At 67.4% G+C, this 15220-nt stretch carries 12 protein-coding genes; 7 read left to right on the forward strand and 5 right to left on the reverse strand.

Annotated features, from left to right (window positions below; translation table 11 throughout):
- Positions 1 to 22: 22 nt before the first annotated feature.
- From PV764_RS11490 to PV764_RS11505, 4 genes are all read right to left on the reverse strand, one after another.
- The gene (locus tag PV764_RS11490) at positions 23 to 763 is read right to left on the reverse strand and encodes a M15 family metallopeptidase (protein WP_421116639.1); all 741 of its coding nucleotides are present in this window, start codon (positions 761 to 763) and stop codon (positions 23 to 25) included.
- On the reverse strand, positions 717 to 2294 hold the full coding sequence (locus PV764_RS11495) for a serine hydrolase domain-containing protein (RefSeq protein WP_421116640.1): 1578 nt from the start codon (positions 2292 to 2294) through the stop codon (positions 717 to 719). Before PV764_RS11495 ends, PV764_RS11490 begins: the two co-directional genes overlap by 47 nt.
- 95 nt (positions 2295 to 2389) lie before the next feature.
- Positions 2390 to 5416, reverse strand: coding sequence for a TonB-dependent receptor (locus PV764_RS11500; protein WP_421116641.1), 3027 nt, complete (start codon positions 5414 to 5416; stop codon positions 2390 to 2392).
- Between the two features lie 43 nt (positions 5417 to 5459).
- Positions 5460 to 6932, reverse strand: coding sequence for a transglutaminase-like domain-containing protein (locus PV764_RS11505; protein ID WP_421116642.1), 1473 nt, complete (start codon positions 6930 to 6932; stop codon positions 5460 to 5462).
- Positions 6933 to 7077: 145 nt separating this feature from the next.
- Here PV764_RS11505 and PV764_RS11510 point away from each other — a divergent pair, with 145 nt between their 5' ends.
- From PV764_RS11510 to PV764_RS11540, 7 genes are all read left to right on the forward strand, one after another.
- The gene (locus PV764_RS11510; RefSeq protein ID WP_421116643.1) at positions 7078 to 8523 is read left to right on the forward strand and encodes an SH3 domain-containing protein; all 1446 of its coding nucleotides are present in this window, start codon (positions 7078 to 7080) and stop codon (positions 8521 to 8523) included.
- A complete protein-coding gene (locus PV764_RS11515; protein ID WP_019185970.1) occupies positions 8524 to 9630 on the forward strand; it encodes a dipeptide epimerase in 1107 nt (368 codons plus the stop codon).
- Between the two features lie 121 nt (positions 9631 to 9751).
- On the forward strand, positions 9752 to 10600 hold the full coding sequence (locus PV764_RS11520; RefSeq protein ID WP_019185971.1) for a MurR/RpiR family transcriptional regulator: 849 nt from the start codon (positions 9752 to 9754) through the stop codon (positions 10598 to 10600).
- Positions 10601 to 10617: 17 nt separating this feature from the next.
- Positions 10618 to 11376 (forward strand): L,D-transpeptidase family protein, encoded by a 759-nt coding sequence (locus tag PV764_RS11525; RefSeq protein ID WP_421116644.1) that lies wholly within the window; start codon positions 10618 to 10620, stop codon positions 11374 to 11376.
- Entirely contained in the window at positions 11340 to 12674 is a 1335-nt protein-coding gene (locus tag PV764_RS11530) for an APC family permease (protein WP_421116645.1), read from the forward strand. Before PV764_RS11525 ends, PV764_RS11530 begins: the two co-directional genes overlap by 37 nt.
- A gap of 105 nt (positions 12675 to 12779) precedes the next feature.
- On the forward strand, positions 12780 to 13127 hold the full coding sequence (locus tag PV764_RS11535; RefSeq protein ID WP_070471533.1) for a hypothetical protein: 348 nt from the start codon (positions 12780 to 12782) through the stop codon (positions 13125 to 13127).
- Positions 13128 to 13263: 136 nt separating this feature from the next.
- Positions 13264 to 14412 (forward strand): PQQ-dependent sugar dehydrogenase, encoded by a 1149-nt coding sequence (locus PV764_RS11540; RefSeq protein WP_421116646.1) that lies wholly within the window; start codon positions 13264 to 13266, stop codon positions 14410 to 14412.
- A gap of 68 nt (positions 14413 to 14480) precedes the next feature.
- Here the strand turns inward: PV764_RS11540 and PV764_RS11545 are convergent, their stop codons facing one another.
- Complete coding sequence (locus PV764_RS11545; RefSeq protein ID WP_052727504.1) at positions 14481 to 15140, reverse strand: hypothetical protein; 660 nt, start codon at positions 15138 to 15140, stop codon at positions 14481 to 14483.
- Between the last annotated feature and the right edge of the window lie 80 nt (positions 15141 to 15220).

A 15220-nucleotide genomic window follows, 5' to 3' on the forward strand; every position in this document is an offset into this window, starting at 1 on the left:
GCGCACAGTGTAGCGGTGCGCCTCAGCGGACCGGTACGTCGTAGGCGGTGGTCGGCGCCGGCTCGGGCCGCAGGGTGAAATGCCACCACTCCATCGGGTAGTTGGCGAAGCCGCGCCGGGCCATCGCCTGGCGCAGCTGCTGGCGGTGGCGGCGCTGCACCTCACTGATCTCCGGCGCATCGGTATGCGCACGCGGGCCGAAGAAATCGAAGTCGGTGCCCATGTCCATGGGGGCGCAGGGACCCGTGCGGCAATCGAGCAGGGTCAGGTCCACGGTGGCGGCGCGGCTGTGGCCGGAAGTCTCGGCGATGTAACCGCCCAGCAGGGCCGGCTTGTCGATGTCCGGATACTGCAGGGCCTTGCGCGACTGCTCGTGCGGGTCGTGCGCCCAGGCGACAAAGGCCTTCACCGCGTGGGCCGGGCGGTAGCAATCAAAGAGGCGCAGCGCGAAGCCTTCGGCGCGCAGGTCGGCCTCCACCTGGGCCAGCGCGGTGGCCGCCGGGGCGACCAAATAGCACTTGGGCGCGTCATAGCCGGGCACGCGCCGGCCGGTGAAGTTGTCCACGCCGGCGTAGCGGATGTCCTGCTCGATTGCCGGTGCCAGTGTGCGGATATCGACCAGCCCGGCCTCGGCCACGTCGCGGGCCGGCGAGACGGTGACCGCCGCCGCCGCCGCCGCGTGTGCACTGCCTGCCAGCAGCGCCAACAGCAGCGTGCTACGGGCAATCGCCGACGCGGGAGAAGTGCAGGTCCTGGTAGTCATAACTGAAGTCGATCTCCGGATCGATCGCGGCCAAGGTCAAGGTGGGCGGCGCACCCGGCTGCAGTTGCAACCAGGGCTCGGCATCGGCCCCGAGCGTATCCCACTGCACCAGCCAGCGCTCCCCGAGCTGCATGACCTGGCCACGCAGCCTCGGCGACTTGGCCACGCTGAAGCGCAGCGTGCCCTGTTGCGGGCAGAGCAGGGCCTCGCCCAGCCATGGGTCGCGGTAGCGGCCCTGCGCGGCCGCCGTGGTGCGAAGCGGGGCCGGACGACGCGCACGGGTATCCGGGCGCACCTGCCCGGCCTCACGGCGCCCGGCGCGCTCCTGCGCGAGCAGGGACAGATAGTGCTCCACATCTGCACCGTCATCCGGCGCGGTGTAGTGCTTCAACGCCGCCTGCATCAGCGCGGTGCGTGCATCTTCGGCGTCGCTGTTGATCAGGATCACCACGCCCACCTTGCGGTCCGGCAGCAGCGCGAGCGAGGAGTACATGCCCGACAGCGTGCCGGTATGGGCCACCTTCCACTGCCCGTCCATGTCCGACAGGCGCCAGCCATAGCCATAGGCGGAGACGTGCGCGTCGTCCCAGCGGCGCTGCCGCTCGCCCAGTGGCATCGGCATGTGCGCGGTCCACAGCGCGCGGCGCTGCACCGCGCCCAGCCACCCGGGCACGCGCGCGGGATCCAGCAGCACCTGCATCCAGCGGGTCATGTCGCGCAGGCTGCAACGGATGCCGCCGGCGGCCATCGAGGTCAGATCGGGACTGAGGTCACCATCGGCACCGTGCACCACGCTGCGACCGTCCTTCCGTGTATGCGGCTGGGCAACATTGCCGACCGCCGTGACCGACCACGCGCCGACCTGGCACCGATCCATCCCCAACGGCACGAAGACCTCCTCGCGCAGCAGTTGATCGTAGGGCTTGCCGCCGGCGGCAGCAGCGACTTCACCCGCCACCACATACATCAGGTTGTCGTAGGCATAGCCGCTGCGGAAGCTGGTGACCGGCTTGAGGTGGGCCAGCCCGGCGATGATGTCCTGCCGGGTGAAGCGGTTCGGCTCGGGCCACAGCATCAGATCGCCCGCCCCCAGGCCCAGACCGCTGTTGTGGATCAGCAGGTCGCGCACCTGCATCTGCTGCGTCACCCACGGGTCATGCATGCGGAACTGCGGCAGGTACTTGATGACCGGGTCGTCCCAGCGCAGGAGACCGCGGTCGACCAGCCGGGCCAGCAGCGCGGCGGTCATCGCCTTGCTGTTGGAGGCGATCTTGAACAGGGTGTCCGGGTTGATGGCCTCGCCCTGGCCGGCCTGGAGCTCACCACGGGCGCCGGTGAAGACAACTTCCCCGTCTTCGACCACGGCCATGGCGATGCCGGGCAGGTGTTCATGGGTGACAGCCTGATCGAGCAGCCGATTGAAGGTGTCGGCCCGATCGGCTGCCCATGCGCCGGGCGCGATGGCCAGGGTGCAGGACAGGCCAAGCGTGAGAAGGCGGGATGGGGTACGCGGTGAGGTGCGTGACAGCATGGAGTCCCTCGTCATGACCGGAGCGCGTGCAACCGAAGCCGCCCGTGGAAGGCAGGTGCCGACCTACTGTCGGCACCTGCCACGTACGCGCCGGATCAGAAGTTCCAGGTCACCATCAGCTGCGTGTAGCGCGGTGCCTGCCAGCGGGTGCCGGTGTTGAAGGTGTTCTCGCGCACCTGGCCCGGCTGGGCCTCATAGCGCTGGTGCACGTTGATGACGGTCTGGTTGTTGAACAGGTTGTAGACCGACAGGCGTGCGCTCAGGTCGATGCCCTCCACCGGCAGGCGCCAGGTGACGTTGGCGCCCATGGTCCACGTCCACGGCAGGCGACCGAAGGCACCACGGGGGCTGTACTCGAACTGGCGCTGGTCATACGGCCCCGAACAGTTCGCCACGCACAGCCAGCCCGTACCGCCGCCGCTGCCTTCGCTGGAAGTGCTGCCACCGGCGACCGTATCGTTGGGCCACATCACGCCGAACGCCGTGATCGGGCCACCGGACAACACCTGCAGCGTGGTGCCGAACGACCACTGCTCGTTCAGCGCATAGGCGGCGCGGAACTTGAACTGATGGCGGAAGTCGTTGAACAACGGCCCGTATCGCTGGTTGTTGGACGGATGATCCCAATGCTGGACCATGCCGGTGTCGCCGTAGTTGGTGTCCGAGTTGACCGGGCCTTCGAAGTTGCCGTCGCTGCGCGACCACAGGTAGGACGCGTTGAACAGCCACTTCTCATCCCACGCGCGGTCGATCTGGAACTCCAGGGCCTTGTAGGTACGCTTGGGCTTGGAGTAGCCGACCACCTCCAGGCTGCCACCCTTGCGGTAGCCATCCTTGGAGGTATCGATGGTGATCCAGCCCTCGGTGGCGCAGCCGATGCTGGAGTCACCCCAGATCGTCAGGCTCTCGCCCGGGTTGGCGATCGGCCACAGGGTGGTGCCGGTCGGCCCGCACGGGGTGTGGTTGATGCGCATGTCATCCAGCGCGCGGTCCATCTTGCGGTAGGTCGCGTTGACGCCCCACGACCAGGCCTGGTTGATCATGGTCTGGAAGCCGAGGATGTACTCATCCTGGTAGACCGCCTTCAGGTCCTTGTCCACGCTCTGGCGCAGGTCGGCCGCGCCGGTGTTCATGCGGGTATCGACCGGGCCGATCTGCTGGCCGATGACCGGGGCCATGTACGGCGCGCCGGTGACCGGGTTGGCCTGCTGCTGCCAGCCGTTGAGCACGTAGTAGGAGTACTCGTCGGTGAGGCCACCGGCGAAGTTGACGTTGATGTTGTTGGTCACCGGCAGGTAGTAACGGCCGGCGTTGCCGAACAGCTTGGTGCTGCCATCGCCCTTCATGTCCCAGGAGAAGCCGAAGCGCGGTGCGATCAGGTCATCCATCTTGATGAAGGCGTCGCCATCGGCGGTGCGGTTCTCGAAGCGGTCCCAGCGCACGCCGAGGTTCAACATCAGGTTCGGGGTGATGTTCCAGATGTCTTCCAGGTAGAAGGCGTTGGCCTCGGTCTCGAAGGTGCCACCGGAGACGCGGTTGCGCGCGCGCAGCATCTCGGTCACGCCCGCGGGAACATAGGCATTGGCGCCGTCCCATACCTCATCACCCGGGCGGGCCACGTAGGCGGTATAGCTGAGCTGGGTCGGGCCCGGGTAGCGGGTGGACTGCTCGGTGGTCATCAACTCACGGTCCACGCCGAAGCGCAGCAGATGCGTGCCCAGCTGCCATTCGAAGTCCAGGCGGGCCACCTCGCGCGTGTCGTCGCGCTCGGCAACCGCGGCACCGGTAGGATGGCAGCCCGCGCGCAGGCCGTTGAGCTTGCCCAGGCGGGAGGCATAGCTGGCATCGGTGAACACCGGGCTGCACGCCTCATCGAGCGAGGAGTTGGTGAAGGCCCGCTGGTTGTTCTCGCCCACCATGGCGCGCGCGGTGAAGTTTTCGCCGAAGTGACCGGTGTACGTCGCCGACCAGTTCTTGCCACCGGTCTCGGTGACCGAATCACCGCCCCACGCGCCGATCTGGTCGTCATCCCAGTCGTAGTTGTACGCGCCGTTGGTGATCTCGCCTTCGTCGGAGAAGGCCAGCAGTGCCAGGCTGTGGTTGTCGTTGATGTTCCAGTCCAGCTTGGCGCCCCAGAAGCCGTTGTCGCTCTTGTTCTTGAACCAGCTCAGCGCATCGGAGGAGGTGTTGTGGCCGGTGTCGTTGCGGTCCTCATACATCGCGAACAGGAACAGCTTGTCCTTGATGATCGGACCGGACCCCCACACGTTGGTCTTCAGGAACGAGTTGTTGTCGCGGCTTGCGTAGGAGTGCGGGGTGCCATCGCGGTGGAAGTGATCACGCGGGCTGGACCGCCATGCGCTGGGCTCGGCCGTCACCTCCACACCGCCCTGGAACTCGTTGGTGCCCGAGCGGGTGACTGCATTGATCACACCGCCGGTGGAGCGGCCGAATTCGACCGAATAGCCGCCGGTCTTGACCTGGAATTCGTTGAAGAAGCCGAATGGCGCGCTGGAGAAGCCGCGGCGGGTATACATGTCGGTGACGTTCAGGCCGTTGATGAACACCGCGTTCTCGGCCACCGAGGAACCGGCGAAGGACAGCCCGCCGAACGAAGAATTACCGCCCACCACGCCCGGCGCCAGCAGCGCCACCGCCGACAGATCCTGCGCGACCGGCAGGCGCGAGAGCTCCTGGCGGTTCACGTTGAACGAGGTTTCCGTGGAATACACGTCCACGCGATTGACGACGCGGGTGCCGACCACCTGCAGCGCATCGAGGTTGACCACGCCGCCACTGCTGGCCAGGTTGACGGTGGTCGTACCGCCGACCGCAACACTGACCGCGAACGGCTCGCCGAGCTTCTGGCCATCGCGGCTCACCTGCAGCTGGTAGTCGCCCACCGGCAGCTGGCCCAGGCGATAGCTGCCGTCGGCGCTGGCCGTCACTGTCCGGGTCAGGCCGGTCGCGTTGCTGACGACGGTGATCTGGTCACCCGCAGTGGCACGCCCCGCGACGGCACCGCTGACATTCTGTGCCGAAGCACTCATCGGTACCAGGCTGCCCAGACACGCCCCGAGCGCAACGCACAGCGCTGCCCGCTTCAATCGATTTACGTTCATTCCCTGCTCTCTCCTGCAGATGTGGAATCGTGGATACCGCCGTTTACCGCTTGGCCTCCAGTGGCACCACGTGCGACTGGACGTCGTAGTTCCATTGATCGAAATACAGGTTGCCGCCGGACCACTCGGCCTCGCCGCGCTGGGAATCCACCGTGTCCGAACGGAAGTGCTGCTTGGCCGGCACCAGTGGCTGGGCGTAGTCGTCGTTGAAGGCGATGCGATAGGCATCCAGCCCACCCAGATAGAAATCGCGCAGCGCGGGCTGCGGGCTGTCCAGGCGCCCGGTGGTGACATCCATCGGTACCCAACCGTAGGGCGCCAGGTACAGCGCGCCCCAGTCATGCAGGTTGTTGTAGCCGACCGCATCGTCGGAATAGACCATGCCCGACTGCCAGCGCGCGGGGATGCCGTTCAGGCGCAACAGCGCGATCAGCAGCAGCGTCTGCTGCCCGCAATCGGCGTGACCGGCGTGCAGCGCGTAGTCGCTGATGTTGGAGATCGTGGCGTACTCGCGGGCGCCGGCCCATGGAATCCGGTCCACGGCGTCGAACAGCTTCTGCACGATCTGGTAGGGATCGGTTTCGGTGCCGACCACCTGCTGCGAGAACGCGCGCAACGCCGGGGTGAACACCACGTGCGGCGCCTGCTCGGCGAGGTACGGCTTCAGCGCGGGATCGTCCGGCGTGGGCTGGACCCTGGCAGGATCGATCGTGATGTGCCGCGCGTACACGGTGACCGCGTAGCGGATCTGGAACTCGGTCGGGGTGCCGGCCACCGCCTTGCGTTCCAGGTAAGCGGTGCGTTGCAGCGCACTGTCAGGCGCCACCTGGGCGCGGTCAGGCGTACTCGCGACCCAGGTGATGTCTTCCTGCTGGCCGGCGATGGCACGCGGGTAGGGAATCCATGCGCGGATGGTTTCCCCGGCCGGCACGGCATCGGGCTTGACCACCAGCGACTGGGTCACCTCGATGCGGCGCGGCACCAGGCTGGTCGCGCCCGTAGCACGGGCGGCCGCGACGATCTCCTCATGGTGCGGGTGCAGATGCTCATAGGGGCCCTCCTTCGGCAGCGGGGCCCCGGGTGCCCGCCGGGCGCGCGCCTCGGCGCTGATCCGGAACAGGTTGGACGGCGCGCGCTTGAAGTAGCGGCGCTGGCCATCGATATCCAGGTGTTCGATCAGGCCGGCAGAATCCCAGCGCGCGAATTCGTCATCGCGAAGGTCCGGAATCTGCTTGCGCAGCTGCGCCTTGGCCGCCGCCGCGTCCAGGGTGAAGTCCAGTCGCATGCGGCGCATCCGTTCGCGTTCGAAGGCATAGGCCTGACGCTCGGCATCCGACAGGCTCGGATCCTGCAACGCCGTGGCGATGTCGGCCTCGGCCTGCGCGAACGCACCGCGGTCGATGCCGGCGATCACCGTCGGCAGCGCGACCGGCGTGGCGACCAGCCCCCACGGCATCGCCAGCAGACCAGCGCACAGGCACCAGACAGCAGGCAGAGGCAATCGCGGTTTGCGCATCACAGGATCCACGGCGACACTTCCCAGGTGCGGGTGGGGTAATCGCTGTGTAACACGGGCCTGATAGCCGGTCAATAATTTATTCTTGCTTTCGCCGAAAAAAGGAATAAATATTCCTGACGCTTCCGAGGAGGGTGACCGCGTGATGATCCAGGCTTCCCCCCACCGCCCCGTGCGGTCCCGCTGGTTGTCGCGCGTCGTGCTGGCGGCGGTCCTTGCGGCCATGCTGGCACCTGCGTGGGCCGAGGCGCCGCGTGCTGCACCCGGCGCCGACTTCGGCGGGGTGATCGCCCTGCGCGAGGCCTATCTCGCGCCCGGCTTCTGGGCCGACCGCCTGCCCGATCCGGACCGCGTGATCCTCGATCGCGCCGGTATCGCCGCACAGAACGCCCGCATGCGTGCCGAGGACGCCTCGATCCACGATCTGCGCGCGTTGCCGGCGCAGCTGCCCCGCGAGCACGTGCTGGGCAGCATCCAATCGCTCTCCAGGTGGCCCGAGCGCACCTTGTACGGCCAGGATGGCAAGACCATCAGCGACCGGCAGCGCAGCGAGACCCTGGCCAACCTGGCACTCGCCGCGGTTCCGGCGCAGCGCCCGCTGCAGTATGGCCTGGTCACCCATCGTGCCGCGCTGCGCGCGTTCCCGACCGCGCTGCGGGTGTTCACCAGCCAGGGCGACACCGACATCGACCGCTTCCAGGAGTCGGCTCTGTTCCCCGGCGACGCGGTGGCGGTGCTGCATGAAAGCGCTGACGGGCGCTGGCTGTTCATCACCAGCGAACGCTACTCGGCGTGGATCGAGAAGCGCTTCGTCGGCATCGGCGACGCTGACACCGTGTTCGGTTACGGCCAGCATGGCCCGTACCGTGTGGTCACCGGGGCCACCGCGTTCACCGCGTACACGCCGGAGGAGCCGCGCGTGTCGCGGCTGCAGCTGGACATGGGCGTGCGCCTGCCGGTGATCGCCGACTGGCCGCTGGAGAAGACCGTCAACGGCCAGCAGGCCCACGCCGCGCATGTGGTGCAGTTGCCGGTGCGCGAGGCCGATGGCCGCCTGTCACTGGTGCCCGCACTGCTGCCGCGCTCGCAGGACACCGCCGACGACTATCTGCCGTTGACCCCGCGGACGCTGCTGACCCAGGCCTTCAAGTTCCTCGGCGAGCGCTACGGCTGGGGCCACGACTACGACACCCGCGACTGCAGTGGCTTCGTCTCTGAGATCTACCGCAGCGTCGGCGTGTTGATGCCGCGCAATACCAGCGCACAGGCGGTCAGCCCGGCGCTGGACCGCATCGCCTTCAGCGCGAAGGACGGGAAAGCCACGCGCGACACGGCCGTCAAGCAGCTGCAGGTCGGCGACCTGGTCTACATCCCCGGCCACGTGATGATGGCGATCGGCCACATCGACGGCCGTACCTGGCTGATCCACGACACCGCCGGCGGCGGCTGGATCGGTGCGGACGGCAAGCGCGTGCAGGCGCATCTCAACGGCGTGTCGGTCACTCCGCTGGAGCCGATGATGGCCAGCGATACCGTGAGCTACATCGACCGCATCACCAACATCCAGCGCCTTCGGCCACAGACCCCCTGAATGAAGATCACCGATATCGAACTCGGCATGCTGCGCGTGCCGCTGAAGACCCCGTTCAAGACCGCGCTGCGCACCGTGGACACCGTCGAAGACGTGGTGGTGCTGATCCGTACCGACAGCGGCCACACCGGCTACGGTGAAGCGCCGGCCACGGCAGTGATCACCGGCGACACGCACGGCTCGATCATCGAGGCCATCGACGGCTTCATCAAACCGCGCCTGATCGGCGAGGACGTGGCCAACCTCAATCGGCTCTGCGGCCTGATCCAGACCTCGATGGAGCGCAACACCAGCGCCAAGGCCGCGGTGGAGATCGCGGTCTACGATCTGTGGGCACAGCTGCACAACGCGCCGCTGTACCGAATGCTGGGTGGCGGCGACCCGGTGATCACCACCGACATCACCATCAGCGTGGACTACATCGACAAGATGGTGGCCGACTCGCTCTCGGCGATCGAGCGCGGCTTCGAGTCGTTGAAGATCAAGGTCGGCAAGGACATCGGCCTGGATATCGAGCGGGTCAAGGCGATCCATGCCGCCGTGCAGGGTCGCGCCCTGCTGCGCCTGGATGCCAACCAGGGCTGGACCGCCAAGCAGGCCGTGCACGCGATGCGGGCGCTGGAAGAGGCCGGCGTGGTGCTGGAACTGCTGGAGCAGCCGGTGAAGGCCGCCGACATCAGCGGCCTGAAGTACGTCACCGACCGGGTCAACACCCCGGTGATGGCCGATGAGAGCGTGTTCAATCCCGGCCAGGTGTTCGACCTGATCCAGCAGCGCGCGGCGGACATCATCAACATCAAGCTGATGAAGACCGGCGGCCTCTCCAATGCGATCCGCATCGCCGATATCGCCGCGATCTACGGCGTGCCATGCATGATCGGCTGCATGATCGAATCGAGCATCTCCGTGGCCGCCGCCGTGCACCTGGCCGTCGCCAAGAGCGACATCATCACCAAGGTGGATCTGGATGGGCCGTCGCTGGGCCAGTTCAACCCGGTGACCGGCGGGGTCAACTTCAACGAATCGGAGATCACCATCAGCGATGCGCCCGGGTTGGGCATCACCGAGGTGCGTGGGCTGGAGATGATCACGCCGCGGCGGTGGTGACCGTTGTATCCGCCTCGCCGGTCGCCTACGGTAGAGCCACGCCATGCGTGGCTGCCGTTCGCGCAATCCCACCTGCCGCAGCCACCCATGGGGTGGCTCTACCGGATCTGACGCCCTCCCCATGCCGCCCCTGGTGAAAATCCGCTCCGAGCGTGACCACATGTCGGCGATCGAACGCCGCATCGCCGACTTCATCCTCGACAACGCCCACCTCCTGCGCGATTACTCCTCCCAGCAGCTGGCCAGCGCCTTGGGCATCAGCCAGTCAAGCGTGGTCAAGTTCAGCCAGAAACTGGGCTTCAAGGGCTATCCGGACCTCAAGTACTCCATCGGCGAGGCCGTCGCCCGCGCCGGCAGCGACCCGCACAGCCGCCCGCCGCTCCCAGAGGCCGCCAACGACTACACCCAGATCGCCGAGCGCCTGCGCGTGAGCAAGGCCGCCGCCGAGGAAGAAACCTGGCTGGCCAATCCCCAGGCCGACATCGAAGCGATCGTGCAGCTGATCGATGGCGCGCCCAAGGTGTTCGTCTACGGCCTGGGCGATGACGGCCTGTACGCCCGCGAATTCGCCATGCGCCTGTCGCTGCTGGGCATGCTTACCGTGCACCACGCCGACCCGATCCTGATGATGGCCAACCTCTCGGCCGCACGGCCCGGGGACGCGATGCTGGTGTTCTCCGAGTTCGGCAAGCTGCCACAGCTGTTCCAGCTGTCGCGCCAGTTCCAGGACATGGGCGGCAAGGTGGTGTCGATCACCCGCCACAGCGCCAACCCGTTGCGCGCCCATGCCGATGCCAGCCTGGTGCTGTGCGCGCATGACCCGGCGCCGCACGTGGCGCAACTGCTGTACCGTTCTTCTCTGCAGGCGCTGTTGGATTTCGTCTTCGTCCTGCTGTGCCACGCCAACCCGGACCGCCACCGCCAGCTCGGGGTGAACCTGGAACGGATCGAACATTTGATCGACAGCTGATCCTGGAGTCCGCCACGATGATGCCGCTGTTCCGCTCCGTCACCGCCGCCGTGATGCTGGTCATCGCCGCCCCCGTGTTCGCCGCCGCGCTGGAGGGCAGCACGCAGCTGGTCGTGGTCACCACCGAGGGCTGGGATGCCACCCAGGGCAAGCTGCAGGCCTTCGAGCGCACCGCGAAGGGCTGGCAGCCGCACGGCGCCGCCTTCGATGTCGCCGTGGGCCGCAGCGGCAGCGCGTGGGGCGAAGGGCTGCACCCGGCCCAGTCCGGGACGCCACGGAAGCAGGAAGGCGATGGCCGCAGCCCGGCCGGCATCTTCGCGATCGGCCCGGCCTTCGGCTATGCGCGCGGCGTCACCAGCGGCCTGCCCTACCAGCCGATGCGCGACACCAGTTACTGCATGGATGTGCCGGACTCGCCGTACTACAACCGCATCGTCGATGCCGAGGTGATCGGTGCCGAAGCGGTGGAAGGCTCGACCGAGCCGATGCGGCTGGACCTGCACAACAAGGGCGACGTACGCTACCGCGAAGGCTTCGTCATCGAGCACAACCCGAAAGCGACGCCCGGCCGTGGCAGCTGCATCTTCGCCCACCTGTGGCGCACACCCGGTGAGGCGACCGCCGGCTGCACCGCGATGGACCCGGCGCGCATGACCACGCTGCTGGCGTGGCTGGACGCCAGCGCGCGGCCGCGCTTCGTACTGTTGCCGCGCGCGGAATACCAGCGCCTGCAGGCCGAATGGCAGCTGCCCATGCTGGCCGGGAGCGTGCATTGAGCACCGCGCCGCCCGACCCGCAACTCGAACGCGCGGTCAGCCGCTGGCAGATCGTCGGCCTTTCGATCAACGATGTGATCGGCAGTGGCATCTACCTGCTGCCGGCGGCCACCGTCGCCCTGCTCGGTCCTTTCAGCCTGTGGGGGGTGGTCGCGGCCGGCATCGTGGTCGCCCTGCTGGTGCTCTGCTATGCGCAGGCAGCCAGCTGTTTCGACGAGCCCGGCGGCAGCTATCTGTATGCGCGCGAGGCATTCGGCCGGTTTGCCGGGTTCGAGATCGGCTGGATGATCTGGCTCACCCGCATCAGCTCGGCGGCGGCGCTCAGCAACGCACTGGCCGATGCGGTGGCGCGCTTCTGGCCCTGGGCCGGGCATGACATCGGCCGTATCGCGGTCATCGTGGTATCGCTGGGCTTCCTCACCGCGGTGAACGTGGCCGGGGTGCGCTCGGCCGCGCGTACCGGTGTGATCCTGGTGATCGGCAAGCTGCTGCCGCTGGTGCTGTTCGTGGCGATCGGCGCGTTCTACGTGGATACCGACCTGGCCTTCTCCGGCGTACGCCCGGACCCGCACGATCTGCAGCGCATGGGCGAAGCAGCGCTCCTGCTGCTGTATGCCTATGCCGGTTTCGAAAACATCCCGGCCGCTGCCGGTGAGTACAAGAACCCGCGCCGTGATATTCCGTTCGCGCTGATCACCATGATCATCACCGTCACCGTGATCTACGGCGCAGTGCAGTTCATCGCGCAGGGCACGTTGGCCGTGCTGGCCAGTTCGCCGACGCCGCTGGCCGATGCCGCCGCCAGCTTCGGCGGGCTCACCCTCGCCCTGATCCTCACCGTGGGCGCAACGATCTCCATCCTGGGCACCAACAGCAACACGATGATGATGGGCCCGCGCTTCCTGTTTGCGTTGGCGCGCGATGGCTACGGGCCGAGGATCCTGGCGCAGGTGCATCCGCGCTTCCGCACCCCGGCGGCGGCGATCGTCGCGCAGGGCCTGATCGCCTTGGCGCTGGCCCTGTCCGGTTCGTTCGTGCAGCTGGCGCTGCTGTCGATGACCACGCGCCTGTTCGCCTACATCGGCACGGCCGCGGCGGTGCTGGTGCTGGCGCGCCGGTTCCGTGATCGCCCTGGCGCGTTGAAGCTGCCCGGCGGACCGCTGATCCCAATCCTCGCACTGCTGTTGTGCCTGGCCTTGTTCGCCAGCGCGAGCTGGCAGAACATCGCGGCGGCAGGCATCGCCTTCGCGGTAGGCGCGGTCATCTATAAATTCCCGCGCCGCGATCACGACGGCTGAGCAGGTGCACAGGTGAATGGCACTTGATGTGTCATTCACCTCGCCGGTCCATGGCGTTAACCCGGCTTTGGGTACGGTGAAGCCTCACCCAACCGGAGCCAACACATGAGCACTGACTATCAGATTCCCGGCCGGGTGCCGGAAGACGGTGTCCCGCGCCAGGCCGTATCGGATTACTGGCGTGAACGCTTTCCAAGCGAACCGTACTATGACAACAACCAGTTCTTCGATGACTACGAGCCGGCCTACCAGCTCGGCCATCGCACCCGCGCTGACGACATGATCCGCGCGTATGAAGAAGTGGAAGCCGAACTGCAGACCCGCTGGGCGCAGGAACATGGCCAGAGCAAGCTGAGCTGGGAACAGGCCCGCAATGCGGTGCGCCGCGGCTGGGATGAGTCCACCGCGCTGCGCCAGGCGCACCTGGACAAGGGCGTCCCGCGCGGCACCTGACGCGCACTCCTCGACCCACCTCCAGCGGCGGCCCTCGGGTCGCCGTTGTCGTATGGGCAGGACCTCTGGTCCACGCGGCGTTGATGGGCATGGTGTACAACAGGGGTTGGCCATCGCCTCCCCGACGGAGACTTCCATGACCCGCAAGCTCTTGCTTACCCTCGCCATCAGCCTCACCCCCGCCCTGTTCACCACCGCCTGTGTTGCTGCCGACAAGGTCGCCGCGCCAGCCGTGGAAAAAGCGCAGTGGCCGTTCGCCGCCACCGAATTCGCCCGCTTCAACGAGCCCTGGGCGATGAGTTTCCTGCCCGACGGCAGCCTGCTGGTCACCGAGAAGAAAGGCGCGCTGAAGCACTTCAACGTGCAGACCCGCAAAACCGCCACCATCACCGGCGTCCCGGACGTCGCCTACGGCGGCCAGGGCGGCTTCGGCGATGTGCTGCCGCACCCGGACTTCGCGAAGAACCAGTGGATCTATCTCAGCTACGCCGAAGAAGGCGACGGTGATACCCGTGGCGCTGCGGTTGCCCGTGCGCGGCTGGCGCTGGCGGCCGATGGCAGCGGCACGCTGGAAGACCTCAAGGTGATCTGGCGCCAGACCCCGAAAGTGAGCGGCAAGGGGCATTACGGCCACCGCCTCGCGTTCGGTCCGGACGGCAAGCTGTGGATCACGTCCAGCGAGCGCCAGAAGTTCGATCCGGCCCAGGACATGGGCGGCAACCTCGGCAAGCTGGTCCGCCTCAATGACGACGGCAGCGTGCCCGCCGACAACCCGTTCGCCTCGCAGGGCGGCGTGGCCGCGCAGGTGTGGTCGCTCGGCCACCGCAATGCGCTGGGCATCGCCTTCGATGCGCGCGGCAAGCTGTGGGTGCATGAGATGGGCCCGGCCGGCGGCGATGAGCTGAATCTGATCGAGCGCGGGGCCAACTACGGCTATCCGATCGTCTCCAACGGCAATCACTACGACGGCCGCGACATTCCCGACCATTCCACCCGCCCGGAATTCGCCGCGCCCAAGGTGACCTGGACCCCGGTGATCTCGCCGGCCGGTTTCATCATCTACAACGGCAAACAGTTCCCCAAGTGGGACGGCAGTGGCTTCATTGGCGGCCTGTCCTCCAAGGCGCTGGTGCGCGTGGCCTTCGACGGCGACAACGCCCGCGAGGCCGAGCGCTTCGACATGGGCGAGCGCATCCGCGAGATCGAACAGGGTCCGGATGGCGCGATCTGGCTGCTCGAAGACGGCAGCAACGGCAAGCTGCTCAAGCTCACGCCGAAAGCCTGAGCCAGACAGGCTGCCGGCGCATCGCCGGCAGCCTGCATCCCTCACGTGCGTTCAAGCGCTGCACGTGCTTACTGGATGGTCACCACCTTGACCTCGGTGCGGCTGCACGCCTGATCCAGGCACGCGCCGTTGAGCCAGACCTGGCCGTCGCCGATCATCACGCCCTGCTGGTTGACCATGACGTCGTCGAACTTCTGCGCGGCGATGGCCTTGCGCACGGCCGGGGTCAGGATGCGCTCGTAGTTGCGCTGGAACTCGCCGGGGCCGGTGATCCTGGCGCCATTGGCGATGTTCAGCGGGAAACGCACTTCCTCGACCACGGCCGCGCGATCGCCGCCGTTGACCGCCTTCTGGAAGGCATTGAACACAGCTTCGTACTGGGCCGCGTCGCCAAGCACCTGATCGATGCGTTGGCGGACATCGCCGGTGCCAGCGCTGGTCGGCGCGGCAGGTGTGGCGGCGGCGTCCGCAGCAGGTGTCGTGGCACCGCCAGCGGCGGGCGCGGCGGCATCCGGCGCGGGGCTGCCGGCAGTGACCGCATCCGGCGACAGGCCCGAGGACGGCACGGTGTCACCCGGCGTCGGGCGGCCTTCGGGGATGGCGGTGGCCGGGCCCTGGGCGGGATCCGCAGCGGCGGTGTCAGCCGGCGGCGGCGACGACGGGCTGCAGGCGGCCAGCCACAGCGGGCTGGCCAGGGCCAGCAACAAAGGAGTACGGGACAGGCGCATGGGGGGCTCCATCGGTTTCACGAGGGAGCCAGCGTACCCGCCGGAACGTCAGCCGCCGATGATGGATACGGTAGTGCCGG

It is taken from the genome of Stenotrophomonas sp. AS1 (assembly GCF_048957655.1).
Lineage (GTDB): Bacteria > Pseudomonadota > Gammaproteobacteria > Xanthomonadales > Xanthomonadaceae > Stenotrophomonas > Stenotrophomonas bentonitica_A.